Origin of the sequence: Actinomadura sp. WMMA1423, from assembly GCF_006547145.1 — a bacterium.
Lineage (GTDB): Bacteria > Actinomycetota > Actinomycetes > Streptosporangiales > Streptosporangiaceae > Spirillospora.
Map to the genome: position 1 here is coordinate 1,071,250 of NZ_CP041244.1, position 22,751 is coordinate 1,094,000.

Annotated in this window: 22 protein-coding genes; 8 read left to right on the plus strand and 14 right to left on the minus strand. The window is 73.6% G+C overall.

The annotated features are described in order from the left end of the window. Positions 1 to 4 precede the first annotated feature (4 nt). Genes FKD65_RS05330 through FKD65_RS05340 form a run of 3 tightly spaced genes read right to left on the minus strand, consistent with a single transcriptional unit; the run spans position 5 to position 3,527 of the window. Positions 5 to 967 (minus strand): ABC transporter permease, encoded by a 963-nt coding sequence (locus FKD65_RS05330; RefSeq protein ID WP_141576420.1) that lies wholly within the window; start codon positions 965 to 967, stop codon positions 5 to 7. Between the two features lie 7 nt (positions 968 to 974). Beyond that, positions 975 to 1,901, minus strand: a complete 927-nt coding sequence (locus FKD65_RS05335; protein ID WP_141576421.1) for an ABC transporter permease — start codon at positions 1,899 to 1,901, stop codon at positions 975 to 977. 6 nt (positions 1,902 to 1,907) lie between these two features. Then, complete coding sequence (locus FKD65_RS05340; RefSeq protein ID WP_141576422.1) at positions 1,908 to 3,527, minus strand: ABC transporter substrate-binding protein; 1,620 nt, start codon at positions 3,525 to 3,527, stop codon at positions 1,908 to 1,910. A 241-nt stretch (positions 3,528 to 3,768) separates the two neighbouring features. Here FKD65_RS05340 and FKD65_RS05345 point away from each other — a divergent pair, with 241 nt between their 5' ends. After that, complete coding sequence (locus FKD65_RS05345) at positions 3,769 to 5,082, plus strand: M20/M25/M40 family metallo-hydrolase (RefSeq protein WP_302931614.1); 1,314 nt, start codon at positions 3,769 to 3,771, stop codon at positions 5,080 to 5,082. Positions 5,083 to 5,135: 53 nt separating this feature from the next. Here the strand turns inward: FKD65_RS05345 and FKD65_RS05350 are convergent, their stop codons facing one another. The 3 genes from FKD65_RS05350 to FKD65_RS05360 all read right to left on the minus strand — a co-directional run bounded on the left by FKD65_RS05350 (position 5,136) and on the right by FKD65_RS05360 (position 7,696). Beyond that, positions 5,136 to 5,912, minus strand: a complete 777-nt coding sequence (locus FKD65_RS05350; RefSeq protein WP_141576424.1) for an ABC transporter permease — start codon at positions 5,910 to 5,912, stop codon at positions 5,136 to 5,138. Then, entirely contained in the window at positions 5,909 to 6,904 is a 996-nt protein-coding gene (locus tag FKD65_RS05355; RefSeq protein ID WP_141576425.1) for an ATP-binding cassette domain-containing protein, read from the minus strand. Before FKD65_RS05355 ends, FKD65_RS05350 begins: the two co-directional genes overlap by 4 nt. A gap of 147 nt (positions 6,905 to 7,051) precedes the next feature. After that, positions 7,052 to 7,696 carry a PadR family transcriptional regulator gene (locus FKD65_RS05360; protein ID WP_141576426.1) on the minus strand — a complete coding sequence of 215 codons (645 nt, stop codon included), beginning with the start codon at positions 7,694 to 7,696 and terminating at the stop codon, positions 7,052 to 7,054. A gap of 102 nt (positions 7,697 to 7,798) precedes the next feature. Here FKD65_RS05360 and FKD65_RS05365 point away from each other — a divergent pair, with 102 nt between their 5' ends. From FKD65_RS05365 to FKD65_RS05380, 4 genes are all read left to right on the plus strand, one after another. Beyond that, positions 7,799 to 8,731 carry a hypothetical protein gene (locus tag FKD65_RS05365; protein WP_141576427.1) on the plus strand — a complete coding sequence of 311 codons (933 nt, stop codon included), beginning with the start codon at positions 7,799 to 7,801 and terminating at the stop codon, positions 8,729 to 8,731. A 105-nt stretch (positions 8,732 to 8,836) separates the two neighbouring features. Further along, on the plus strand, positions 8,837 to 9,859 hold the full coding sequence (locus FKD65_RS05370; protein WP_240809975.1) for an MBL fold metallo-hydrolase: 1,023 nt from the start codon (positions 8,837 to 8,839) through the stop codon (positions 9,857 to 9,859). A gap of 90 nt (positions 9,860 to 9,949) precedes the next feature. Beyond that, entirely contained in the window at positions 9,950 to 10,696 is a 747-nt protein-coding gene (locus tag FKD65_RS05375; RefSeq protein ID WP_141576429.1) for a DUF899 domain-containing protein, read from the plus strand. 190 nt (positions 10,697 to 10,886) lie between these two features. Next, positions 10,887 to 11,525: a pyridoxamine 5'-phosphate oxidase family protein gene (locus tag FKD65_RS05380; protein WP_141576430.1), complete on the plus strand. Its 639-nt coding sequence runs from the start codon at positions 10,887 to 10,889 to the stop codon at positions 11,523 to 11,525. A 97-nt stretch (positions 11,526 to 11,622) separates the two neighbouring features. On the opposite strand, the gene FKD65_RS05385 is transcribed toward FKD65_RS05380, so the two are convergent. Further along, entirely contained in the window at positions 11,623 to 11,811 is a 189-nt protein-coding gene (locus tag FKD65_RS05385; protein ID WP_141576431.1) for a DUF5302 domain-containing protein, read from the minus strand. A gap of 142 nt (positions 11,812 to 11,953) precedes the next feature. Here FKD65_RS05385 and FKD65_RS05390 point away from each other — a divergent pair, with 142 nt between their 5' ends. After that, positions 11,954 to 13,360, plus strand: a complete 1,407-nt coding sequence (locus tag FKD65_RS05390) for a cytochrome P450 (protein WP_141576432.1) — start codon at positions 11,954 to 11,956, stop codon at positions 13,358 to 13,360. 15 nt (positions 13,361 to 13,375) lie between these two features. Here FKD65_RS05390 and FKD65_RS05395 read toward each other — a convergent pair whose 3' ends face one another. Beyond that, complete coding sequence (locus tag FKD65_RS05395) at positions 13,376 to 13,735, minus strand: hypothetical protein (protein ID WP_141576433.1); 360 nt, start codon at positions 13,733 to 13,735, stop codon at positions 13,376 to 13,378. 122 nt (positions 13,736 to 13,857) lie between these two features. Here FKD65_RS05395 and FKD65_RS05400 point away from each other — a divergent pair, with 122 nt between their 5' ends. After that, positions 13,858 to 14,265 carry a DUF2795 domain-containing protein gene (locus tag FKD65_RS05400; protein ID WP_141576434.1) on the plus strand — a complete coding sequence of 136 codons (408 nt, stop codon included), beginning with the start codon at positions 13,858 to 13,860 and terminating at the stop codon, positions 14,263 to 14,265. On the opposite strand, the gene FKD65_RS05405 is transcribed toward FKD65_RS05400, so the two are convergent. The 5 genes from FKD65_RS05405 to FKD65_RS05425 all read right to left on the minus strand — a co-directional run bounded on the left by FKD65_RS05405 (position 14,259) and on the right by FKD65_RS05425 (position 20,764). Next, the gene (locus FKD65_RS05405; RefSeq protein ID WP_141576435.1) at positions 14,259 to 15,791 is read right to left on the minus strand and encodes an FAD-dependent monooxygenase; all 1,533 of its coding nucleotides are present in this window, start codon (positions 15,789 to 15,791) and stop codon (positions 14,259 to 14,261) included. The two genes, FKD65_RS05400 and FKD65_RS05405, sit on opposite strands and share 7 nt — an antisense overlap. A gap of 108 nt (positions 15,792 to 15,899) precedes the next feature. Beyond that, positions 15,900 to 17,501, minus strand: coding sequence for an acyl--CoA ligase family protein (locus tag FKD65_RS05410; RefSeq protein ID WP_141576436.1), 1,602 nt, complete (start codon positions 17,499 to 17,501; stop codon positions 15,900 to 15,902). Between the two features lie 78 nt (positions 17,502 to 17,579). Further along, complete coding sequence (locus tag FKD65_RS05415) at positions 17,580 to 18,578, minus strand: IS481 family transposase (protein WP_141575150.1); 999 nt, start codon at positions 18,576 to 18,578, stop codon at positions 17,580 to 17,582. Positions 18,579 to 18,696: 118 nt separating this feature from the next. Continuing rightward, positions 18,697 to 19,560: a hypothetical protein gene (locus FKD65_RS05420; RefSeq protein WP_141576437.1), complete on the minus strand. Its 864-nt coding sequence runs from the start codon at positions 19,558 to 19,560 to the stop codon at positions 18,697 to 18,699. A 49-nt stretch (positions 19,561 to 19,609) separates the two neighbouring features. Continuing rightward, positions 19,610 to 20,764, minus strand: a complete 1,155-nt coding sequence (locus FKD65_RS05425; protein WP_240809976.1) for a cytochrome P450 — start codon at positions 20,762 to 20,764, stop codon at positions 19,610 to 19,612. An 80-nt stretch (positions 20,765 to 20,844) separates the two neighbouring features. Between FKD65_RS05425 and FKD65_RS05430 the strand changes: the two genes are divergently transcribed. After that, a complete protein-coding gene (locus FKD65_RS05430; RefSeq protein ID WP_141576439.1) occupies positions 20,845 to 21,405 on the plus strand; it encodes a hypothetical protein in 561 nt (186 codons plus the stop codon). Here FKD65_RS05430 and murA read toward each other — a convergent pair. Beyond that, on the minus strand, positions 21,371 to 22,672 hold the full coding sequence (gene murA / locus FKD65_RS05435; protein ID WP_141576440.1) for a UDP-N-acetylglucosamine 1-carboxyvinyltransferase: 1,302 nt from the start codon (positions 22,670 to 22,672) through the stop codon (positions 21,371 to 21,373). The two genes, FKD65_RS05430 and murA, sit on opposite strands and share 35 nt — an antisense overlap. Positions 22,673 to 22,751 lie beyond the last annotated feature (79 nt).

The following is a 22,751-nucleotide window of genomic DNA, read 5'->3' on the forward strand; positions in this document are numbered from 1 at the left end:
CGGCTCACCGCAGCTTCGGGTCGAGGGCGTCGCGGACGGCGTCGCCGAGCAGCAGGAAGCTCAGCACCGTCGCCGACAGGAACACCGCGGGGAAGATCAGCAGATGGGGGTGGTCGACGAAGGCGTCCTTCGCCTGGTTGAGCTGGAGCCCCCAGGAGACCTCCGGGTACTGCAGGCCGACGCCGAGGAAGTCCAGCGTCGCCTCGCCCACGATCACGTGGCCGACGTTGAGGGTGGCCACCACGATCACCGGGGCGATCGCGTTCGGCAGGATGTGCCGGACCATGATCCGCCGGTCGGACGCGCCGAGCAGCCGCGCCGCCTGCACGTAGTCGGCGTCGCGGACGGAGATGACCTGCCCCCGCATGATGCGGATCATCGTCGTCCAGCCGAGCAGGACCAGCACCAGCGTCATCGCCCACACCCCGTGCGAGGGGAAGGCGACCAGGATCACGGTGGCGCCGAGCACGAACGGCAGCCCGAAGAAGATGTCGGTCAGCCGGGCGATCAGCGCGTCGACGAGGCCGCCGTAGTACCCGGCGAGCAGCCCGAACAGCAGGGCGATCAGCAGCGCGAACACGGTGACGGCGACGCCGATCAGCAGCGTCGGGCGGGCGCCGTGCACGACGTGCGCGTAGTAGTCGCAGCCCGCGAGGTCGGTGCCGAACCAGTGCTCGCCGGACGGCCCGAGCTTGGCCCGGTTGGGATCGCAGCCCTCGTTGACCCCCGTGGCGGTGAACAGCCGCGGCGCCGCGGCCATGACCGTCACGAGCGCGAGCACCGCCACCGAGCACCAGAAGAGCCAGCGCCGCCGCAGCTCGTGCCACGCGTCGTCCCACAGCGACGCCCGGCCGATCTCCCCGCCGGCGACGGCGACCGCGGCGGCGCTCGTCCCCGGGGCGCCGGCGCCGGGCGGCGGCTCCGGCTCGGCGCCCGGCGCCCCGGCGTCCGGCTGCTTGATGGTCATGCGCTCCTCACTCGTACCTGATCCGCGGGTCGAGCACCCCGTACAGCAGGTCCACGACCAGGTTGACCAGCAGGAAGATCAGCACCAGCAGGGTGACCGCGCCGACCACGACGGGGCCCTCCTTCAGCTGGATCGACTCGAACACCTGCCCCCCGATGCCCGGCAGGTTGAAGATGCCCTCGGTCACGACCGCGCCGGCCATCATGTTCCCGAAGTCGACGCCGAGATAGGTCACCACCGGGATCAGCGAGTTGCGCAGGGCGTGCCGGCCGACCACCCGCGCCCGCGAGAGCCCCTTGGCGTTCGCGGTGCGCACGTAGTCGGCCCGCAGGTTCTCCGACAGGCTCGTCCGGGTCAGCCGCGCCACGTACGACAGGCCGAGCGAGCCGAGCACCATCCCGGGCAGCAGGTAGCTCATCGGCCAGCCGTCGTCCGTCCCGGCCGTGGGGAAGATCTGCCAGTGCAGCCCGAACAGGAGCTGCGCCGCGTACCCGAGCACGAACACCGGCACCGCGATGACCAGCGTGGTCCCGCTGAGGACCAGGGTGTCGGCGAGCCTGCCGCGGCGCAGGCCCGCCCAGACGCCGAGCAGGATCCCGACCGCCAGCTCGAAGATCCAGGCGGTGAGGGCGAGCTGCGCCGTCACCACCCAGCGGCCGCTGAGCATCTCCGACACGCTCTGGCCGGTGTAGTTCTCGCCGAGGTCCCCCTGCAGGAGGCCCCACATGTACTTGGCGTACTGCACCAGCAGGGGGTCGTCCAGGTTGTAGCGGTCGCGGAGCGTCGCGAGGACGTTGTCCGGGACCGGCTTGTCCCCGGCGAGCGCCTGGATCGGGTCGCCCGGCAGCGCGAACACCATCGCGTAGATGAGCAGCGTGGTGCCGATGAAGACGGGGACCGCCTGCAGGAGCCGCCGGAGGACGTAGCGCCACATAGCCGGCTACTTCACCGTCACTTCGGTGGCGACCAGGCCCGAGGAGAACGGGGTGATCGTCACGTTGTCGACCCTCTTGGAGCGGCCGCCCTCGCCGGCCCACGTCCAGAGCGGGATCATCGGCATCTCACGGATGGCGATGTCCTCGGCCTGGTTGTAGAGCGCGAAGGCCTGCTGCTGGTCGGACGCCTTGTTGGCCTTGGAGATGAGGTCGTCGAACTCCTTGTTCTCCCATCCCATGCGGTTGCCCGCCGAACCCCACATGTTCTCCAGGTAGTTCTGCGGGCTCGGGTAGTCGGCCTCCCAGTTCTGCCGGTACGGGCCCTTCTCCTTGCGGTCGCCCAGCAGGGAGAAGTAGTCGGAGGCCGGGACCTGCCGGAACTGGATGTCCTTGATGCCGAGGTTGTCGCGCAGCGAGTTGGCGACGATCCGCATCCACTGGGCGTAGGTCGGCTGCGCGTTGGAGAAGTACAGCTCCAGCGTCCCGGAGAACCCGCCGGCCTTGTCGAACAGCTGCTTGGCCTTGGCGGGGTCGTAGGTGCACAGCTCACCGCAGGCGTTCGCGCGGTGGCCGGGGATGATGGACGGCACCAGCGAGTCGGCGGGGAAGTAGCTGCCGTTGTAGACGGCCTTGTTGACGCCCTGGCGGTCGATGGCCATCGAGATGGCCTTGCGGAGGTCGGGGTTGGCGAACCGCTTGTCGAACACCGGGAAGCCCAGGTAGTCGGTCGTGCTCATCTTGCGGGCGAGGAACCGGTCGCCCAGGAGCCGCTTGGCCTCGGGCACCTTGGCGGACGGGATGGTCTGCAGCACGTCGATCCGGCCCGCCCGCAGGTCGGTGTAGGCGGTCTCCGCGCTGGAGTAGCTCTTCCAGGTCACGCCCTTGTTCTTCGGCTTGCGCGCCCCGGTGTAGCCGGGGAACGCGACGAGCTTGATGGGGCCGTTGCGCTTCCAGTTCCCGTCCATCATGTAGGGGCCGTTGCCGATCGGGTGGTCGTCGAAGGCCTTGGCGTCCTTGAGCCCGGCCTTCGGCATCGGAGCGTACGCCGGGTAGGTCAGCAGAAGCGGGAACTGGCTGAACGGGTCGTTGAGCGTGACCTTGAGCGTGTTCTGGTCGACGACCTCGACCCCGGAGAGCGTGTCGGCCTTCGGCTTGGCCTTCTCGTCCTCGGGGTTCATGTCCTCGTACCCCTTGATGTACGAGAAGTAGTCGTTGGCGCCCATCGCGTTCGGCCCGTACGCGGCGTTGTTCCACGCGTCGGCGAAGCTCTGCGCCGTCACCGGCTCCCCGTTGTGGAACTTCTGCCCCGCCCTGACCTTGATCGTCCAGACCTTCTGGTCGTCCGAGGTCACCGACTCGGCCGCCAGCGGGACGGCCTTGCCGTCCTTGGTCAGGTCCATCAGGTTGTCGAACATCTCGGTGATCACGTCGAAGGCGTAGCTGCCGGTCGTGTTGGCGGGAAGCAGGTGGTCCGGCTCGGAGTGGCCCACGGTGAACGTGCCGTCGCCCGCCTCGGCGTCGCCGCCGCCGCAGGCCGAAAGGCCGAGCGAGGCGGCCAGCGCCACCGCCGCGAGACCCGCGGCGTTCAGGCGGAGACCTCTTCCGGCACCCCTCAGGATGGTCATGCTCCTCCTCGGCGCTGTCTTTCGTCGCGCGGACGCTTGGCCGCCCGCCGTGCCTGGATCGCAGCGTCGTACTCACTCTGACGGCTTGGGTACGGCGCTGACGGAGTCGAAACCGGATCGAGACTTTCTTGATCATCAGTTGACACTGGTCAGCGAGAGAACAAAACGAAGCTTCGTTGCAAAAGGGGATACTGAGGCCGTGGTGGACTTCGATCAGGCGGGCGGGACGGCCGGCGGGACGGTGGAGGGGACCGGCGCCGGCGCGGCCGGCGCCGAGGCCGCGGCGATCTGCGCGGACCTGATCAGGTTCGCCACCGTGAACCGGGGCGAGGGCGTGGCCGAGCCGGAACGGCCGGCGGCCGAGCACGTCGCCGCCCTGCTGGACGAGGTCGGCGTCGAGGCGACGATCGTCGAGTCGGCGCCCGGGCGCGCGAGCGTGCTCGCCCGGATCCCCGGCACCGACCCGTCCCATCCGGCGTTCCTCGTCCACGGGCACCTGGACGTGGTCCCCGCCGATCCGGCGGACTGGACCGTTCCGCCGTTCTCCGGCGAGGTGCGGGACGGGTGCGTGTGGGGGCGCGGCGCCGTCGACATGAAGGGCAGCCTCGCGATGACGCTCGCGACCGTGCGGGCGCGGCTGCGCGAGGGGCGGCGCACGCGCGGCGACCTGGTCCTCGCCTTCCTGGCCGACGAGGAGTGCACCGGCGAGTACGGCTCCCGCCACGTGGCGCGCGAGCACCGCGGGTACTTCGAGGGCTGCACGGAGGCGATCAGCGAGTCCGGCGGGTTCAGCGTGGACGCCGGCGGGACGCGGATCTACCCGATCGCGACGGGCGAGCGGGGCACGGCCTGGATGCGGCTGACGGCGCGCGGCACCGCCGGGCACGGCTCCAAGCCCGCGCCCGACAACGCGGTCGCCGAGATCGCGCACGCCGTGTCGCGGCTCGCCGCCCACGCGTGGCCCGCCCGGCTGACGCCGGGCGTCCGTGCGCTGCTCGACGGCCTGGCGGGCGCCCTCGGCACCACCATCGACCACGACCGCCTCGACGAGGAGGCGGCCCGGCTCGGCCGCGCCGGGCACCTGTTCGCCGGGACGATCCGCAACTCGGCCAACCCGACCCGGCTCGACGCGGGCTACAAGGTCAACGTCGTGCCGGGCGTGGCGACCGCGCAGGTCGACGGCCGCTACCTGCCCGGGACGGGTGAGGAGTTCCTCGCCACGGTCGACCGGCTGCTCGGCCCGAAGGTGACCCGCGAGTTCATCAACCACGAGGAGGCCCCGGCCGCCGACCCGGCGGGCCCGACGTTCGCCGCGCTCTCGGGCGCGCTCCGCGCCGAGGACCCGCTCGCCCGTCCCGTCCCCTACGTGATGGCCGGGGGGACCGACGCGAAGTCGTTCCACCGCATCGGGATCACCAGCTTCGGCTTCGCGCCGCTGCTGCTCGGCCCCGAGCTCGACTACTTCGGGATGTTCCACGGCGTGGACGAGCGGGTCCCGCTGGACGGTCTCGCCTTCGGGACCCGCGTCCTGGACCGCTTCCTCGACACCCGGTAGGCCCGGCGGGCGTCCCGGCGCGTCCGCGCGCCGGGGCGCCCGCCAGGCTCCGGTCACTGGGACTTCTGGTAGCTCCGCAGCGAGTGGACGGCGAGCCCGACCGAGGCCGCCGTCAGCGCGAGCAGCCAGCCGCCGTGCGCGGCGACGCTCCCCCAGGCGGGATCCTCGGCGAGCGCGCCGCGCCCCGCCTCCAGGGCCCAGCTCACCGGGTTGCCGGCCGCGACGTGCCGCATCCAGGACGGCATCAGGCCCTCGGCCATGAACGCCGACGACAGGAACGTCAGCGGCAGCAGCAGCATCACGTTCAGGCCGATGATCGTGTTGCGGTCGCGCAGGAGCAGCGCGAGCGTGTTGGACAGCGCGGCGAGGACGACGCCGATCAGCACCGACGCCGCGACCAGCACCGCCAGGCCCGCGAGGCCGCCGGGGTAGTGCGCGCCCGCCAATCGTCCCAGCGCGATGATCACGATGGACTGGAACGCCGTGCTGAGGGCCTGCTCGACGACTCCGGCGTTGGCGATGGCGCCGCGCCGGACCGGCGTGACCAGGAACCGGTTGAGGGTGCCCCGCTCGATCTCGTCCATGGTCGCCATCCCGGCGAAGGAGTTCAGCGACACCGCGTTCATGACCACCACGCCGGGCACGATGTAGTCCAGGTAGGACTGCGCGCCGAAGCCGGGCAGCTCGACCACCCGCTTGAAGAGCTGGCCGAACAGGAACAGCCAGATCATCGGCTGCGCCAGCGTCAGGACGACGACGGCCGGGTTGCGCACGAGCGCGGACAGCCGCCGGTGCGTCATCCACCAGGTCCCGGTCACCAGGGCGGTCATCGGACACTTCCGGCGGTGAGGGCCTCGGCGTGGTCGGCGCCGTGCGCCTGGGCGAACCGGCGGCCGGCGTAGCGCAGGTAGACGTCGTCCAGCGAGGGGCGCGCGACCGTCGCCGCCGCGGCGGGGACGCCCGCCTGGTCGAGGGCGGCGAGGACCGCCGGCACGGCCGCCGCGCCGTCGCCCGCGCGGGCGCTGAGGCGCGACCCGTCCAGGACCACCTCGCGCACGCCGGGCAGGCGGTCCAGCGCCTCCCGCACCAGCGGCTCGGGCGGGGGCTCCCCCCACTCCACGTGGACGGCGTCGCCCCGCAGCTCCCCCTTGAGCGAGTCGGGGGTGCCCTCGACCACGACGCGGCCCCGGTCGACGATGGCGAGGCGGCCCGCGAGCCGGTCGGCCTCGTCCAGGTAGTGGGTGGTCAGCAGGATCGCGAGCGCGTCGTCGCCCGCGAGCCGTGCGATCTCCGCCCACATCGACGCGCGGGCCTCCGGGTCGAGGCCGGTGGTGGGCTCGTCCAGGAACAGCACCTGCGGCCGGTGGACGAGGCCGAGCGCGACGTCGAGCCGCCGCCGCATCCCGCCCGAGTAGGTCTTCACCGGCCTGCCCGCCGCGTCCTCCAGCCCGAACCGGGCGAGCAGCTCGGCCGCGCGCCGCCGCACCTGCGCGCCGCCCATCCCGTAGAGGCGGCCCTGCAGGACGAGGTTGTCGCGGCCGCTCGCCTCGGGGTCGGCGCCGGACCGCTGCGACACCACGCCGATGACGCGCCGGACCCGGTCGGGCCGGCGCAGCACGTCGTGCCCGGCCACGGACGCGGCGCCCGCGTCCGGCCTGACCAGCGTGGTGAGGATCTTGACGGTGGTGGACTTGCCCGCCCCGTTGGGGCCGAGCAGCCCGAGGATCTCGCCCCGCCCGACCGTGACGGACAGCCCGTCCAGGGCCCGGACGTCGCCGGGATAGTTCTTCACGAGGCCCTCGGCCTCGACGGCATGCGCCATGTTCTCCTCCGTGCCAGGAAACGTGCCGCACGAAGGGCCCCGGATAGGCTGGTGTCGCGTGACGCCGCCAGGGCCCGCTCCGCGCGGGTTCTCGGTGGTGCGGCCCGGCGGCGGTGTTGCAGCACCGCCGCCGGGCCTTCTCGCTCGCTAGTCCTTCGGGGCTCCCCTCTCAGCCAGCTCCGCGATCTCGGGCGGCAACTCGCCGGTCTCGTGGAAGGCCCGCCATGTCCCGAGGTCCGGCAGCGTGCCCTGCTCGATCTCGGCGAGGAGGCCGCGCACCCACTCCGCCTCGGCGCGCCGCATCGCGAGGTCGTACTCGGCCTCGAGCAGGAAGAGGCGGGGCACCTCGCTCACCGCCTCCAGGCCGGCCAGGTCCTCGGCGATCTCCCGCTCCGTCGCGGCGAGGCGGGCGCGCAGCAGGCGCTCCGCCTCGTCCGGGCCGAGCACGCTGAGCACCGACAGCCCCGCCTCGAACCGGGGCCGCTCCCGCTCGGGGACCCCGACCAGTTCCCGGACCCAGTCGGCCAGCTCCTCCCGGCCCGCGTCGGTGATGCGGTAGACGGTGCGCTCGGGCCGCGCCCCCTGCCGGGAGCTCCCCTCGACGGCCAGGAATCCGTGCTTCTCCAGATTGCCGACCACGGTATAGAGCGACCCCCACTTGATGGGCATGTCGCGGTCCTTCCCACGGGCGCGCATCAGGCAGGCCATCTCGTACGGGTGCATCGGTTTGGCGGAGACCGTCGACAGCACGGCGAGCCCCAGCAGGTTGCCCACCTTGCGCCGCTTGGCCATCACACCCCTCCTCGCAGGCGAATACTCGTGGCCGAGTATGGCAGCCGGAACCCGCCCCGTCCACCCCGATGCGCGCGGATCCGGCGCGGGTAGAGATCGGACGTGGACTTCTCCAGCGCGGCCGACGACCTGTACGGCGTCCCGCCCGCCGACTTCGTGGAGACCCGCAAGCGCCTGGCCCGCGAGGCGAAGGCGGAGGGCGACGCCGCGCTCGCGAAGCGGATCGGGGCGCTGCGGCGCCCCACGCTCTCGGCGTGGGCGGTGAACCTGCTGGCGCGCTCGGCCGCCGGCGACCTCGCCGACCTGCTGGACGTCGGCGAGCGCATGCGGGCGGCCTGGGGCTCCGGCCGCGGCCTCGGGGACCTGGAGCAGCGCCGCGCCAGGCTCGTCGGGTCGCTGGTGCGCACCGCGGGCGAGCTCGCCGCGGACGCGGGCAACTCCCTGCGGGAGCAGGCCGTCCGCGAGGTGGAGGACACCCTCCAGGCCGCCACGGTGGACGCCGACGTCGCCGAGGAGGTCCGGCGGGGACGGCTGCCGCAGCCGCGCAGCCACTCCGGCTTCGTCCCCGCCGGCTTCCCGGCGGCGCCCTCGGACCGCGGGGAACGCGCGAGACCGAAGGCGAAGCCCGCCAGGCGGGCGCCCGCCGAAAAGGAGCCCGCCGAGAAGGAGGCTGCCGAGAAGGAGCCGCAGCCCGAGAAGAGGAAGGAACCGGCGAAGTCGAACGTGTCGCGCACCAGCGCGGCCCGCGCCAAGCGCGCGGAGGCGCTGCGCAAGCGCGCGGAGCAGGCCGAGGACAAGCTGGCCGAACGCGAGGAGCGCGCGGAGGCGGCCAGAGGCGAGGCCGAGGAGGCCTCGGCCAGGGTCGGGCACCTGCGTCGCGAACTGGACCGGGCGATCGCCGAGCGCGACGCCGCCTCCAGGAGGGCGGAGCGCGCCGAGCAGAACCGCGCCCGCGCGGAGGAGGCCGCGAGGGAGGCCCGCAGGGCCGCCACCGAGGCCCGCCGCGCCGCCGCACGAGACCCCCACCCCGGGTAGCCCCGGCCGGAGGCGGGGCGGCGGTGAACGGGACGACAGGGATGAAGTAGGTTCGTTCCGAACGTGGTTCGACATTCAGGGGGGCGCGCGGTGACGGCACCGGTCGTGGAACAGCCGACTGACTGGACCGAACCGGGTGCCCACCCGGTCGCGCCGGGGGTGCACCGGATCCCGCTGGCGCTGCCGATCCCGTCGCTGCACGCCGTGAACGTGTACGTCGTCGAGGACGCCGAGGGCCTCGTGGTCGTGGACTCGGGCTGGGCCATGCCCGACTCGCGGGCCTCGCTCGAAGCCGCGCTCGCCACCCTCGGGCACCGGCTGGAGGACGTGGCGCAGTTCCTCGTCACCCACGCCCACTGGGACCACTACTCGCAGGCCCTGGCGCTGCGCGAGTCGTTCGGGACGCGGGTGCGGATCGGGCGGGGCGAGCGGGCCTCGATCGAGGCGTTCGACGTCCGGCGGGGGCTGCACCCCCGGCAGGTCGAGATGCTGCGCCGGTGCGGCGCGGACGGGATCGCGGACGAGATCGCGGGCCAGCGGGTGGAGCGTTCCGAGCGGGACGTCCCGCACACGACGCCGGACGCGTGGCTGGACGACGGGGAGCGCGTCGTCCTGACGGACCGCGGCCTCGACGTGTTCGCCACGCCGGGGCACACGCGCGGCCACATCGTCCTGCGGGACGCGTCCGCCGGGCTGCTGTTCGCGGGCGACCACATCCTGCCCCACATCACGCCGTCGATCGGGCTGGAGACCGAGCCGGAGCCCAAGCCGCTGCGCAGCTACCTCGAGTCGCTGCGGCTGGTCCGCGGCATGCCGGACACCGTGCTGCTGCCCGCGCACGGTCCGGTGAGGCCGAGCGTGCACACCCGGATCGACGAGCTGCTGGAGCACCACGCCGAGCGGCTCGACGCCGCGGCCGCGCAGGTCCGCGCCGGGCGCGGCACCGCGTTCGAGGTCGCGGCCGCGATGCCGTGGACGCGCCGCAGGCGCAGCCTCGACGATCTGGACGCGTTCAGCCGGATGCTGGCCGTCCTGGAGATCGAGGCGCATCTGGACGTCCTCACCGACCGGGGCGTGCTGGACGCCCACGAGGAGGGCGGCGTCCGCCGCTACGCCGCGCGGAGCTGACGCGCCCGGACGACCGGGTCCGCCGCGGGCGATGAGTTCCGGCGCGCCGCCGAGTCTGCATGCGAAACCGTGCAGATCGGAGGATCGGATATGGCGCTCCCAGACGTCGCCTCCCGCGAAGAGTGGCTGGCGGCCCGCAAGGAACTGCTCGTCAAGGAGAAGGAGCTCACCCGCGCCCGCGACGCGCTGAACAGCGCGCGGCGGCGGCTGCCGATGGTGCGGGTGGACAAGCAGTACGCCTTCGAGGGGCCGGAAGGCGAGGCCTCCCTGCTCGACCTGTTCGAGGGGCGCCGCCAGCTCTACCTGGTCCACGTGATGTGGGACCCGGAGTGGGAGCGCGCCTGCCGGAGCTGCTCGTCGGGTCTCGCGGAGATCTCGGTCGGGCTTCTGCGCCACCTGCACGACCGGGACACGACCTACGCGGCGGTCTCGCGCGCCCCGCAGTCGAGGATCGGGCCGTTCAAGGCGGAGATGGGCTGGGTGTTCCCCTGGTACTCCTCGCTCGGCAGCGACTTCAACTACGACTACCACGTCACCCTCGACGCTTCGGTGGCGCCGGAGGAGTACAACTACCGGCCGGTGCCGCCGGAGGACGACCGGCCGATGGAGCTGCCCGGCGCGAGCTGCTTCCTGCGTGACGGCGACACCGTCTACCACACGTACTCGATGTACGCGCGGGGCGTGGAGCAGGTCGGCGGCTCGTACTACTTCCTCGACATGACGGCGCTCGGCCGACAGGAGGAGTGGGAGGAGCCGAAGGGCCGCGCGTCGGGCGGGATGCAGGCGGGGAGCAGGCTGCCCTATCCCGACGAGTACGACGACGAGTACTCCCTCTGAGAACCGCCGCCCCTTCCCACGGGCGCCCGGGGGCTTCGGCACCGGCGCCCGGAGCGGCGGCCGGCCGTGTCGCGGTCTCGCGGGAGGCCGCGACACGGCCGCCGGGGTCCCCGGGGCGCCCTGGCGCGGGGCGGCCGGAACCCGCCGGGTTACGCTGATCTTCGTATCCCTCCCGGCGGAAGGAGCGGCGATGACGGTCGCCCCGGAGTTCACCGCGATCACCTCGGCGGCGGAGCTGCGCGAGCTTCTCGGCGCGCCGATGCGGCGCGCGATCGACAAGGAGCGCGTCGCGCTGCACGCCTGGGATCGGGAGTGGCTCGCCCGGTCCCCGTTCTGCCTGATCGCCACCAGCGACGCCGCCGGTGACTGCGACGTCTCCCCCAAGGGCGATCCGCCCGGGTTCGTGCACGTCATCGACGAAACGACGATCGCCGTCCCGGACCGCCCCGGCAACCGGCGGGTGGACGGGTTCATGAACGTGCTGAGCAACCCGCACGTCGGCCTGGTCTTCCTCGTGCCTGGCCGCGGCGAGACGCTGCGGATCAACGGCCGGGCCACGCTCGTGCGGGACGCGCCGTTCTTCGACGAGATGGTCGTCAAGGGCCACCGGCCGGCCCTCGCGCTCGTCGTGGAGATCGAGCAGATCTTCTTCCACTGCGCGAAGGCGCTGATGCGCTCCAAGCTGTGGAAGCCCGAGACGTGGGAGCCGGAGTCGCTGCCGCCGCACGCCCGGATCGTCAAGGACGTCCAGTACACCGAGGAGAGCGTCGAGGAGCTCCGGGAGTACTACAGCGAGGCGAACTACAGCAGGAAGCTCTACCGGGGTTGACCCGCCCGGCGGCCGGGCCCGCGCTCTCGCGGTCCGGCCCGGGGACGCGACGACCCCCGCGCGTCGGCGCGGGGGTCGGCAGATCGGGTCGGCCGGGTCAGCCGCTCTTGCGGCGGAACTGCCGCTGGTGGTCGGCGCGCTCGTGGGTGCCGCGCACCTTGGAGCCGCTCCTGCCGCCCGCGCCGGCGTTCTTGGCCGCCGCACCGCGCTTGCGGTCCAGGGCCTCCCGGAACCTGCGCTTCACCTCGTCCTCGCCGTCTTCGGGCGCTCCTGCCGAGTCGGTCATGCGGACCTCCAGCTCTAGTGTGGGCACCCCTAGCGTCACATACCCCGCGATGGACGCGGGCTCGTGCACGCCGAAAGATCGCCGTGGGAGATTCCAGCATAAACCGGCTATAGGCGAACGATCTCTCCTAGGGTCTGTGCACGTGGAGCCCCAGACGCCGCAGGCCGAGCCCGCCCCCGCCCATCCGCCGCTGGAGGCGCTCGCCCTCCAGCCGCTGCTCAACCGCGACTACGAGTCCCGCCCCGCGGCGTTCTACGAGCGGCTGCGGGCGGAGTACGGCCCGGTCGCGCCGGTGGACGTCCTCGGGGTGCCGGCCTGGCTCGTCATCGGCTACGGCCAGACGCTCGACATCCTGCGCGACGCCCGCGGCAACTGGAGCCGGCGGGTCGGCTCCTGGCGCGCGTACCGCGAGGGCGCGGTCCCGGCGGACTGGCCGATGCTTCCCGTGGTCGAGTCGGACAACTGCGGTTTCCGCGACGGCGCCGACTCCACCCGGCTGCGCGGCGCCTGGAGCGAGGGGCTGCGGCCCTTCCAGGACCGCGGCAGGCCGGAGGCGAAGGCGCTCGAGCAGGCCGTGCGGCGCTACGCCGACGAGCTGCTCACGGTGCTGGCGGAGAGCGGCGGCCGGTCCGGGTGGGCGGACCTGTCGGCGCAGTACGCGCGGCCGCTGCCGCTGATGGTGATCGGGCGGCTGCTCGGCTCCGGGACCGACGGCGGCGACGAGCTGATCATCGACCTGTGGCGGGTGATGGACGCCGGCCCGGACGCCCAGGAGGCGTCCGCACGGCTGATCGCGCGGGTCGCGGACCTGTGCGCGGCGCGGGCGGCGGCCCCCGGCGAGGACCTGCCGTCCTACATGCTGGCCGCCGTGCCGGACCTCACACCCGAGGAGCTGACCGGCGAGATGGCCATGATGACCGGCCTCGTCGGCGACGTGACCGGGACGCTGATCTGCAACACCATCACCGAGGTGCTCATCGGGGAGACCGGTGCCCGCGACAGCCTGTCGGCCGGGATGCTCCAGGAGGCGATCAACCGGGCCGCGGCCGCCAACCCGCCGATGGCGAACCTGGCGTTCCGGTGGGCCAGGGCCGACGTGCGCCTCGGCCGGTTCCAGATCGCGGCGGGCGACCCGGTGATGGTCTCGCCCGCGGCCGCGCACCTGGACCCGGCGTTCGCGGCGGGCGGCGGGCCCGACTCGATCTACAGCTCGCGCGCCCATCTGGCGTGGAGCGCCGGGCCGCACGCCTGCCTCGGCCGCGACCTCGCCACCACCATCACCGCGATCGCGGTGGAGCGGCTGTTCGACCGGTTCTCGGAACTGCGGCTCGCGCTGCCCGCCGACCAGCTCCCGTGGCGCTCGTCCCCGCTGATGCGCGGGCTGCGGTCGCTGCCGGTCACCTACGAGCTGGCCGGGGACCCGCCGGAGCCGCAGCCCTCCCCCGCCGCCGCGGTGGAGGAGGCGGCGGAGCAGGAGGACCCGGCCGAGGGCGGGCAGGATTCGCTGGTGCGGCGCGTCCTGCGGATGATGCGGCTCTCGCAGTCCTGACCGGGCGCCGCGGCGTCACCCGGCGCCGGCTCCCTCGATGCCCTCGACCTCCACGGTCCACACGCCGCCCGCCAGCTCCGACAGGGCGAGCCGCAGGACCAGCCCGGAACGCCCGTCCTGAGCGGTCCACAGCGGGACGCCGACATGGAAGGCGCGCTCGGCGTCGGAGACCTGCTCGACCCCGCTCGCCTCCAGGGCGGCGAAGGCGTCGTCGGGCGGGCTGATCAGGTCGCGCCCGGACGCGGTCACCGCGGCGGCCATCTCCGGCGCGCTCAGCCGCCGTCCCTCGGTCAGCGTCTCGAGCTCCTCGTACTCGCCGCGGACCAGCAGCCCGACCACGACCCGGACCGCGTTCACGCCCTCTTCCGGCAGCATGCGCCACACCGTACCGCGCCCGCGCCGCGGTGGATTCCGCGTGCTCGTCCGCGGCCCGCCGCATGTTTGAGCGCGCCCGCCCGGGAACGCTCTGTCGGATACGTGCTCAGGGAGGAGGAAGGATGCCGGACAAGAGCGACAAGCACGGTGCGAAGATGGACGACGAGATCGGCCGCGAGACCCGGGGCATGGTCAGCGGCGGTCATTCCACGCACGCCGAGGAGTTCAAGGAGACCGAACCGTTCTCCAACGACTACCCCGCCGACCCGGCGGCGGCCGCCGCCGGGGACCGGGAGGGCTCACCGCCGGGGATGAGCGCGCGGGACGTGGAGGTCCGCAGCGCCCTCGCCCGGATGCTCAGCGGCGTCCGGTACCCGGCCCGCCCGAACGAGCTGGTCCGGCACGCGGCCGAGGGCGGCGCGCCCGACCAGGCGGTCGACCGGCTCCGGACGCTGCCGAGACGCGAGTACGAGAACGTCGCCGACGTCGCCGAGGAGCTCGGCTACGGCCGCGAGGAGCGGCGCTACTGACCGGTCCCGCTCGGCCGCCGCTCGCGGGCGGGATGGTCGGCGGGGCGCCCGCACCACCGGCCCAGCGCGTCCCGGATCGCCGCCGCGCGAAGGTCCGGCGCCGTCTCGTCGGTCGCCCAGGCGATGTAGCCGTCGGGTCGCACCAGCGCGGTCGTGCGGGTGGCGCGGCCGGCGAGCGCGCAGCGGACGCGCCCGGCCCACCGCCTGGTCGCCAGATAGGTGATCGCGGGGTCGTTCGCCGCGGCCACCAGGACGAACCGCCCGTCGGACAGCAGCTCGTAGAGACGCCCGGGGCCGCCGGCCAGCGGCACGTCAGGGGCCCGTCGCCCGGCCAGGGGATGCGACCCCCGCGGCGCCGGGTAGGCGATGTCGATGCCGGAGGCGGCGCCCGCCATCCGCCGGGCGACGGGCGGGACGTGAGTCGCCGCGTACGCCGCCGCGGCTCCGGCCGTCCGCAGCCAGTGCGACTCGGTGAGGACGAACCGCAGCAGCGCGCCGCTCCCCCGTAGGACGAGCCTGCCGACGGGATACCGCTCCTCGTGGTAGCTGTCGAGCAGCCATGACGGCGCCCAGCCGCGCAGCTCGGCGGCCAGTTTCCAGCCGAGGTTCGCCGCGTCCTGAATCCCGGTGTTCATGCCCTGCCCGCCCGCCGGGGAGTGGACGTGCGCGGCGTCTCCGGCGAGGAAGACCCGGCCCACCCGGTAGCGCGGGACCTGCCGCTCGTCGCTGTGGAACCGGGACGTCCAGCGCGGGTCCCCCATGCCGAGGTCGGAGCCGAGGGCGCGGCGGACCACCTCGCGCAGCTCCTCGAAATCGACGGGCTCGGAGTCGGGCGCCTGGTGGCGCCGGTTCCACGCGATCACCCGGTACCAGCCGTCGCCGAACGGGGCGACGAACGCGAAGGCGTCGCCGGCGGCGCCCGCGCTGAGCACGTCGGCGGGCGCCTCGGCGAGCCGGACGTCGGCCAGCATCACCGACCGCACCGCCGCGCGGCCGGGGAACGGCAGCCCGAGCGCCTGCCGGACGGTGCTGCGGACCCCGTCGGCGCCGACGAGGTAGGACGCCCGGAGCGTGCGCGCCTCGCCGCCGGCGGTCCGCACGTCGACGTCCACGCCCGCCGCGTCCTGGCGGAGCCCGACGACCTCCGCGCCGTGCACGATCTGCGCGCCTACTGCCAGGGCCCGCTCCCTCAGGACACGTTCGGTCTCGTACTGCGGCGTGACGAGGACGTACGGGAACCGCCCCGGCAGCCGCGAGAGGTCGAGGGCGGCGGAGCCGAGCAGCCGCACCGCGCCGACCCGCGTCCCGGTCGCGACCAGCTCGCCGGCGACGCCGCGCGCGTCCAGCATCTCCAGGGTGCGGGCGTGCACGGCGAAGGCCCGCGTCAGGCCGGTCGTCTCCTCGGGACGGCGTTCCAGCACCGTGCAGCCGATCCCGGCCGCGGCGAGGTCCCCTGCCAGGAGGAGGCCGGTCGGGCCGGCCCCGACGATCAGCACGTTCCCGGTCGGCCTGTCGGTGGGCGGCATCGCGCTCCCCTCTCGCTCGTTGGCCGGCGGCTCGGGCGCCCGCGCAGGAACACTTCCCACGAACCGCCGTGCCTCACACGGCCGGAGGCCCCGGCGCTGCGGGTGTCCTCAGCCCTGGACACGGCGGTCGCGCCCCGCCCACTCCTTCTCGCGGAGCTGGAACTTCTGGATCTTCCCGGTGGAGGTCTTGGGAAGCTCGGCGACGAACTCGACCGCGTCGGGCGCCTTGTACCCGGCCAGGCCCGCCCGGACGTGCCCGACCAGCTCGGCCTCGGTGGCCGTGTGCCCGTCGCGCAGCACCACGAAGGCCTTGGGGCGCTCCCCCCACCGGTCGTCGGGCACCGCGACGACGGCGACCTCCAGGACGGCCGGATGCGAGTCGATCGCCCGCTCGACCTCGACCGTCGAGATGTTCTCGCCGCCGGAGACGATGATGTCCTTGGAGCGGTCGCGCAGCTCGACGTAGCCGTCGGGATGGCGGACGCCGAGGTCGCCGGAGTGGAACCAGCCGCCGCGGAACGCATGCGCGGTGGCCTCCTCGTCCCGGTGGTAGCCCTTCATGACGTTGTTGCCGCGCATGACGATCTCGCCGAGCGTCGTCCCGTCGGCCGGGACGTCGTTCATGTCGCCGTCGACGACCCGCAGCCCGTCGGTCTGGAGCATGCCGACGCCCTGCCGGGCCAGCAGCCGGGCCCGGTCGCCCGCGGGCAGCTCCGCCCAGCCCGGCTGCGGCTCGCACACCGAGTACGGCCCGTAGGTCTCGGTCAGCCCGTACACGTGCACGATGCCGGCGCCGAGGGCCTCCATCTGCCCGATGATCGTCGGGCTCGGCGGCGCTCCCGCCGTGGTGACGGTCAGCGGCCGCTCCAGCGGGTGCGCCTCCGCCGCGTTCGCGATCGTCACGAGGACGGTCGGGGCGCCGTTGAGGTGGGTGACGCCCTCGGTGTCGATGAGCCGCCAGATCTCCGGGGCGGCGACGGCGCGCAGGCACACCTGCGTCCCGCCGATCGCGGCGAGCGCCCACGGCGTGCACCAGCCGTTGCAGTGGAACATCGGCAGCGTCCACAGGTAGACGCTCTCGGGCGTGTGCCGCGAGTGCACGACCTCGCCGAGCGCGTTGAGGTAGGCGCCCCGGTGGGTGTAGACCACGCCCTTCGGACGTCCCGTGGTACCGGACGTGTAGTTGATCGAGATGGCGGCGTTCTCGTCCTGGACGGCCCAGGGCAGCGGGTCGTCCGAGCCGCGCGCCATCAGCTCCCCGTAGGTGAGGCCGCCGACCGCCGGGTCGGGTTCGGCGCCGCCGGCGGGGACGGTGGCCACCAGGGGCAGGTCGCCGGCGAGCGGTGCCACGGACGGATGCAGTCCCGCGTCCACGACCAGGACCCTGGCGCCCGAATGGTCGAGGATGTAGCGGATCTCCTCGGGGGCCAGCCGCGTGTTGATCGCGACCAGGACGCCGCCGGCGAGCGGCACCCCGAAATGCGCGACGAGGAGCTCCGGGATGTTCGGCGCCAGGTAGGCGACACGGTCTCCGGGCTCGACGCCGCAGGCCCGCAGCGCGTTCGCCAGCCGGGTCGCCTCGGCGGCGAACTCGGCGTAGGAGGCGCGCCGGTCCCCGTGGGCGTAGGCGGTCTTGCCGGGGAACACCCGCGCCGACCGGTCGAGGAACGCGAGCGGGGTGAGCGCCGTGTGGCCCGGGCCGTTGTCCATCGGGAGCCTCCGGTGGCGTCGGATGTGGCCTGCGCCTCCAGGATCCCACGCGCACCCGCCCCGCGCCCCGGGGCCCGGCTAGCTGTTCTGTCCCGTGAGGTTGGGGACGCGGCTGGCGGGTGGGTGGCCGCCGAGTGCGGTGTGTCCGCGGTGGTGATTGTAGGTGTGCAGCCAGTGCGGGAGTGCCTGGCGGCGTTGGGTCTCTGAGGGGTAGGGCTGGTTGTAGGCCCATTCGTCGAGAAGGGTGCGGTTGAACCGTTCGACCTTGCCGTTGGTCTGGGGCCGGTAGGGGCGGGTGCGTTTGTGGGCGATGCCGGCGGCGGTGAGGGTGTCGTGCCATAGCCGTGAGCGGTAGCACGAGCCGTTGTCGGTCAGCACGCGCTGCACCGTGATGCCGGCGTCGGTGAAGAATGCCTGGGCCCGCTGCCAGAACGCGGCGGCGGTCTCTTTGGTCTCGTCGGGCAGGATCTCGGTGTAGGCCAGGCGGGAGTGGTCGTCTACGGCGTTGTGCAGGTAGCCGTAGCCCAGGTTGGGGCGGCCGTGCACGGTGCGGGACCGGTGGGGGTCGCGGTGGGCCGAGGAGTTGCGGCCGCCGGTGGCGCGGCCGTGCACGCGGTGGCCGCCGCCGTCGGGGATGTTGCCGAGTTTCTTGATGTCGACGTGGACCAGGTCGCCGGGCGCGGGATGCTCGTAGCGGCGGACGGTGCGGCCGGTGGCGCGGTCCAGGTGCCGTAGGTGGGGCAGGCCGTAGCGGGTCAGGACACGGTGGACGGTGGCGGGGTTGAGGCCGAGCAGGTAGGCGATGCGGGCCGGTCCCCACCGGCGCAGTACCCGCACCTTGATGATCCGCCGCTCGGTCCGGGTGGGGGTACGGCGCGGACTGCGGTGCGGGCGCGAGGACCGGTCGGCCATCCCGGCCTCGCCCAGCTCCCGATACCGCGCGGCCCATCTCCGGGCGGTGCCGACCGAGACCTGGAACCGTTCGGCGGCCCGCCGCAGCGGCCAGCGGCCATCGACCACGCAGCGGGCCAGGCGCAGGCGTCCGGTCTCGGTCAGCGGGGCATTACGGTGGGGCATGAGGGCCTCCTGTGGTGCCGGTGCAGATGTCGCAATCCACACCGAACCCGGAGGCCCTCCCTCATATCAAGATCATCCAACCGCGCCGCCGTGTTCCCAACCTCCGTGGGCAGTACAGCTAGCGGCCGCCGTTGCGCGTCAGGACGGAGACGGCCCTGACGGTGGCGTAGCCCCGCCACTCCAGTTCGGCGGCGGGCGAGTAGGAGGCGAAGTCGACGCGCCAACCGCCGTCGTCCTGCTGCATGCCGTCGAGCCGCCGCAGCTCGGCGGCCACGACGTCGGATTCGAAGAGGGACCGGGAGGGACGCTCCGGGAAGGGCGCGAAGTCGAGCGGGCGCAGCGCCTCGTCCTCCAGGCCGCCCTGGACGCGGAGGACGCCGTCGTCCGGGATGTGCTCGCCGAGCAGGGCGACGGCCTCGGTGTCGTCGACGGCGTCGGCCAGCCACAGGGCGAACTCCACCTCCAGGGCGTGCATCGTGTCCTTGTCGCGCATGGCGTCGAGGCAGTAGCGGGTGGCGCGGTCGAGCCAGGGATGCCCGGCGACGGCCTTGTCGTGGACGGCGACGCGCTGCGCCATGGCCGCGACCACCGCGGTGATCTGCAGCGAGGACGCCCCGGGATCGGCGCCGGTCCAGAACGGCGCGCAGCCGGCGGGGTCGGGGACGTGCAGGGCGAACGGCAGGCCGCCGTCCGGCAGCGTCACCGAGTCCAGCCAGTCGCAGAGGGCGGCGGCCTCCGGGGCCGTCACCGGCGCGAGCTCCTCCAAGACCTCGAACGCGTGCAGCGCGGGGCCCGGCTGGCTCGTCCGCGACCGCAGGTCGGGTTCCAGGCCGTTGCCGTACCCGCCGTCCGGGTTCCGGTAGGCGTTCAGGGCGGCGAGCAGCGCCTCCCGGTCGCCCTCTCCGGTCAGCAGCTCGAAGCGGCGGCGGTCCAGGGGACGCGCGTGCATGGCCATGAAGTCGGTCGCCTTGGTGAGGTCCATGCCTCCAGCGTGGCCGCCGAGGGCGCGCCCGTCTTGTAGGTTCCGGTCTTCACCAGGTAAGGAACAGCTCCCTGGGCGATCGGTGGATCAGGCTCGGCAGCGTCTCCACCGGTTCCTCGACGCGCAGGCCCGGCAGTCGCGCGGTCAGCTCCTCCAGCGTGAGGCGGACCTGCTCGCGGGCGAGCTGCGATCCCGGACAGGCGTGCACACCGTGCCCGAACGACAGGTGCCGCGCCGGCTCGCGGGTGATGTCGAACTCGTCGGGGCGGTCGTGGGCCAGCGGGTCGCGTCCGGCCGAGGCGAAGGCGACGAAGACCTCCGCGCCGGCGGGCAGCTCGGTGCCCGCCACCCGCACCGGCCGGGTGGTGACACGCCGGAACCCCTGGATCGGCGCGTCGTGGCGCGCGGCCTCCTCGACGGCCGCCGGGACCAGCTCCGGACGATCGCACAGCAGTTCCCACTGCTCCCGGTTCCGCAGCAGGTGCAGCACCGCCGTGCCGATGAGCGCCGTCGTCGTCAGATGCCCGGCGAGCAGGATGTTCTGCAGGTTGGAGATGAGCGTGCCGTGGGGCCCGATCGCGCGCGCCATATGGCCGCACAGGTCGTCCCCCGGCTCCCGGCCCGTCACGTGCGCGTCCAGCACCCGCTTCATGCCCGCGACGTGCCGGGCGGCGGCGACCTGCTCGGCCGGGCCCATCGGACGGAAGACCAGGTCCTCCGCCCGGCGGCTTCCCTCGATGAGGGCGGGCACCTCGCCCTCGTCGATGCCGAGCATGTGCCCGATCACCTCGCCGGGCAGGACGCGCGCGTACCGTCCCATCAGCTCGACGCGGCGGTCCGCGGCGAAGGAGTCCACCAGCTCGCGCGCCCGCCGGGCGATGAACGGGACGGCTGCGGCGACCCGGTTCGGCGAGAGCCCGCGCGTCAGCGGCTCGCGCAGCCACCGGTGGTCGTCACCGTCCGCCGTGACCACGACCGGGCGGCCCTGCGGCAGCGCCCGCAGCACCGCGAGCGCCTCGGGGCCCGGCACCACGTCCGGCCGCAGCGCGTTCGCCGAGGAGAACGCCTCCGGGTCGCGCAGCACCGCCCGGACGTCGGCGTGCCGGGCGACGAGCCATGCGTCCAGCTCCGGGACGAACGTCAGCCCTTCGGCCTCGCGCGCCCGGGCGTAGAACGGATAGGGATCGGTCCGGTCGAACTCCACGGCGCCCCTTCCAGACGACTGATCATCCACGGTAGGAAATGGGAATGCGGGCCGGGAAGGCTCCGGCCTAGCCTGGCCGGATGGACGTGAGTTTCGAACGGACCGGTGAGCGCCGGTACGCGACCGTCGTCAGGCTCCCGGGCCGGAACCCCCGCCGGATGGATCCGGCCCCCGGCTACGACGACCACATCCCGCACGACCTCGTCCACTACCTGGTCGAGGCTGAGCTGGGGCTCACGTTCGGCGTGTTCGGGCGGGCCGCGGCGGGCGGCGGCGACTTCAACCAGACGGGCGAGACGCCCGGCGATCCGCGGCGGCGTGCCAGGGAGCAGCGCCGGCTGAAGAAGCGGGAGGCGTTCCTCAGCCGGTCCGACCACGGCGAGATGGCGAGGTCCGAGCATCTGGCGGGGCTGTGCGACCTCGCCTGGCGCCGCCGCGCCGGCGCGCGGAGGCCCGCGTGGAGCGAGCACCGGCCGATTCCGCCCGAGGACGGGCCCGCGGTCGACCGCGTCCTCGCCCGGCTCGACGAACTGGCGCCGCTCTGGCACGCCCTGCCCGTCGGCGGGTCGCTCACCTTCACCTGGCCTCGGGCGGCCCCGAACCCGGCTACCCCGCGCGCAGAGACAGGCCCAGCGTCCTGAACTGCTCGACCGGGCGGTGGTAGCCCCGCTCGATGTGGTGCACGCCCCTGAGCGTGGACGGCCCTTCCGCGACCGCCGCCGCCAGGACGGCCGAGAACCCGGCCCGGATGTCGGGCATGGTCACGTCCCCGCCGCGAAGCTTGGACACCCCGCGCACGACCGCCGAGTGCAGCGCCGCCGTGTCGTGGTACCGGCAGGCCGGACCGCCCAGGCACGTGTCGTAGACCTCGATCTCGGCGCCCATGCTCTGCAGCGCCGGCACGTAGGCGAGCCGGTTCTCGTACACGGTCTCGTGCAGCACCGACATGCCGTCCGCCTGCGTGAACAGCACCATCAGGGGCGTCTGCCAGTCCGTCGCGAACCCGGGGTGGGTGTCGGTCTGCACCGCCGCGGGACGCAGGCCGCCGGGCGCCGACGCCATGATCCACTCGTCGGTGATCTCGAACTCGGCGCCCATCCTGGTCAGGGTCGTGATGGCGGTGACGAGCCGGTCCTGCGGGCAGCCGTGCACCCGCACCTCGCCGCCCGTCACCAGGCCCGCGACCAGGTAGGAGAACGCCTCGATCCGGTCGCCGCCCAGCCGCGTCTGCGCGCCGCTCAGCCGCTCCACGCCCTCCACGACGATGCGCCGGTCGGGGGCGAAGGAGATCCGCGCGCCCATCCGCTGCAGGAACAGCGCCAGCTCGGTGATCTCCGGCTCGGTCGCCGCGTTGCGGATGACGGTCTTGCCCTCGGCCCGCACCGCCGCCAGAAGCACCGTCTCGGTGGCGCCGACGCTCGGGTACGGCAGTTCGATGCGCGTGCCCACGAGCCGCGTGGCGTGCGCGTGGATCCCGTCGGACGCGAGCGACACCTCGGCCCCGAACGCGCGCAGCGCCTCGACGTGGAAGTCGACCGGCCGCCGCCCGATCGGGTCGCCCCCGACCAGCGGCACGAACGCCTCGCCCGCCTGGTGCAGCAGCGGCCCCAGCATCAGGATCGGGATGCGGTTCAGCCCGGTGAACGCCTTGCCGACGCTCGGGTCCGACACCGGGCCCGGCACGACGGTCACATCGCCGCCGGACCGCTCCACGGTCATCCCGACGTGCTCCAGCATGCCCGCCGTGATGCCGACCTCGCCGACGTCCGGGGCGTTGCCGATCGTGCTCGGCCCGTCCCCCAGCATCGCGGCGACCATGTGCTTGCTGACCGCGTTCTTCGCCCCCCGCACGGTGACGTCCCCGCGAAGCGGCCCCGACGGCTCGATCTGCCAAAGCTTCTCAGTCACCCGAGCAGCCTACGGCGTCCACGGCGGCGGCCGGCCGTTTTCGCCGCAACCCCGGCGCTCCGGCCCGGTCCGCGACCGC

Bases quoted from the DNA above. Each gene is read 5' to 3' on its own strand.
- FKD65_RS05330 (WP_141576420.1), bottom strand. From the start codon at position 967: ATGACCATCAAGCAGCCGGACGCCGGGGCGCCGGGCGCCGAGCCGGAG.
- FKD65_RS05335 (WP_141576421.1), bottom strand. From the start codon at position 1,901: ATGTGGCGCTACGTCCTCCGGCGGCTCCTGCAGGCGGTCCCCGTCTTC.
- FKD65_RS05340 (WP_141576422.1), bottom strand. From the start codon at position 3,527: ATGACCATCCTGAGGGGTGCCGGAAGAGGTCTCCGCCTGAACGCCGCG.
- FKD65_RS05350 (WP_141576424.1), bottom strand. From the start codon at position 5,912: ATGACCGCCCTGGTGACCGGGACCTGGTGGATGACGCACCGGCGGCTG.
- FKD65_RS05355 (WP_141576425.1), bottom strand. From the start codon at position 6,904: ATGGCGCATGCCGTCGAGGCCGAGGGCCTCGTGAAGAACTATCCCGGC.
- FKD65_RS05360 (WP_141576426.1), bottom strand. From the start codon at position 7,696: ATGGCCAAGCGGCGCAAGGTGGGCAACCTGCTGGGGCTCGCCGTGCTG.
- FKD65_RS05375 (WP_141576429.1), top strand. From the start codon at position 9,950: ATGGCGCTCCCAGACGTCGCCTCCCGCGAAGAGTGGCTGGCGGCCCGC.
- FKD65_RS05380 (WP_141576430.1), top strand. From the start codon at position 10,887: ATGACGGTCGCCCCGGAGTTCACCGCGATCACCTCGGCGGCGGAGCTG.
- FKD65_RS05385 (WP_141576431.1), bottom strand. From the start codon at position 11,811: ATGACCGACTCGGCAGGAGCGCCCGAAGACGGCGAGGACGAGGTGAAG.
- FKD65_RS05395 (WP_141576433.1), bottom strand. From the start codon at position 13,735: ATGCTGCCGGAAGAGGGCGTGAACGCGGTCCGGGTCGTGGTCGGGCTG.
- FKD65_RS05400 (WP_141576434.1), top strand. From the start codon at position 13,858: ATGCCGGACAAGAGCGACAAGCACGGTGCGAAGATGGACGACGAGATC.
- FKD65_RS05405 (WP_141576435.1), bottom strand. From the start codon at position 15,791: ATGCCGCCCACCGACAGGCCGACCGGGAACGTGCTGATCGTCGGGGCC.
- FKD65_RS05410 (WP_141576436.1), bottom strand. From the start codon at position 17,501: ATGGACAACGGCCCGGGCCACACGGCGCTCACCCCGCTCGCGTTCCTC.
- FKD65_RS05415 (WP_141575150.1), bottom strand. From the start codon at position 18,578: ATGCCCCACCGTAATGCCCCGCTGACCGAGACCGGACGCCTGCGCCTG.
- FKD65_RS05420 (WP_141576437.1), bottom strand. From the start codon at position 19,560: ATGGACCTCACCAAGGCGACCGACTTCATGGCCATGCACGCGCGTCCC.
- FKD65_RS05430 (WP_141576439.1), top strand. From the start codon at position 20,845: ATGGACGTGAGTTTCGAACGGACCGGTGAGCGCCGGTACGCGACCGTC.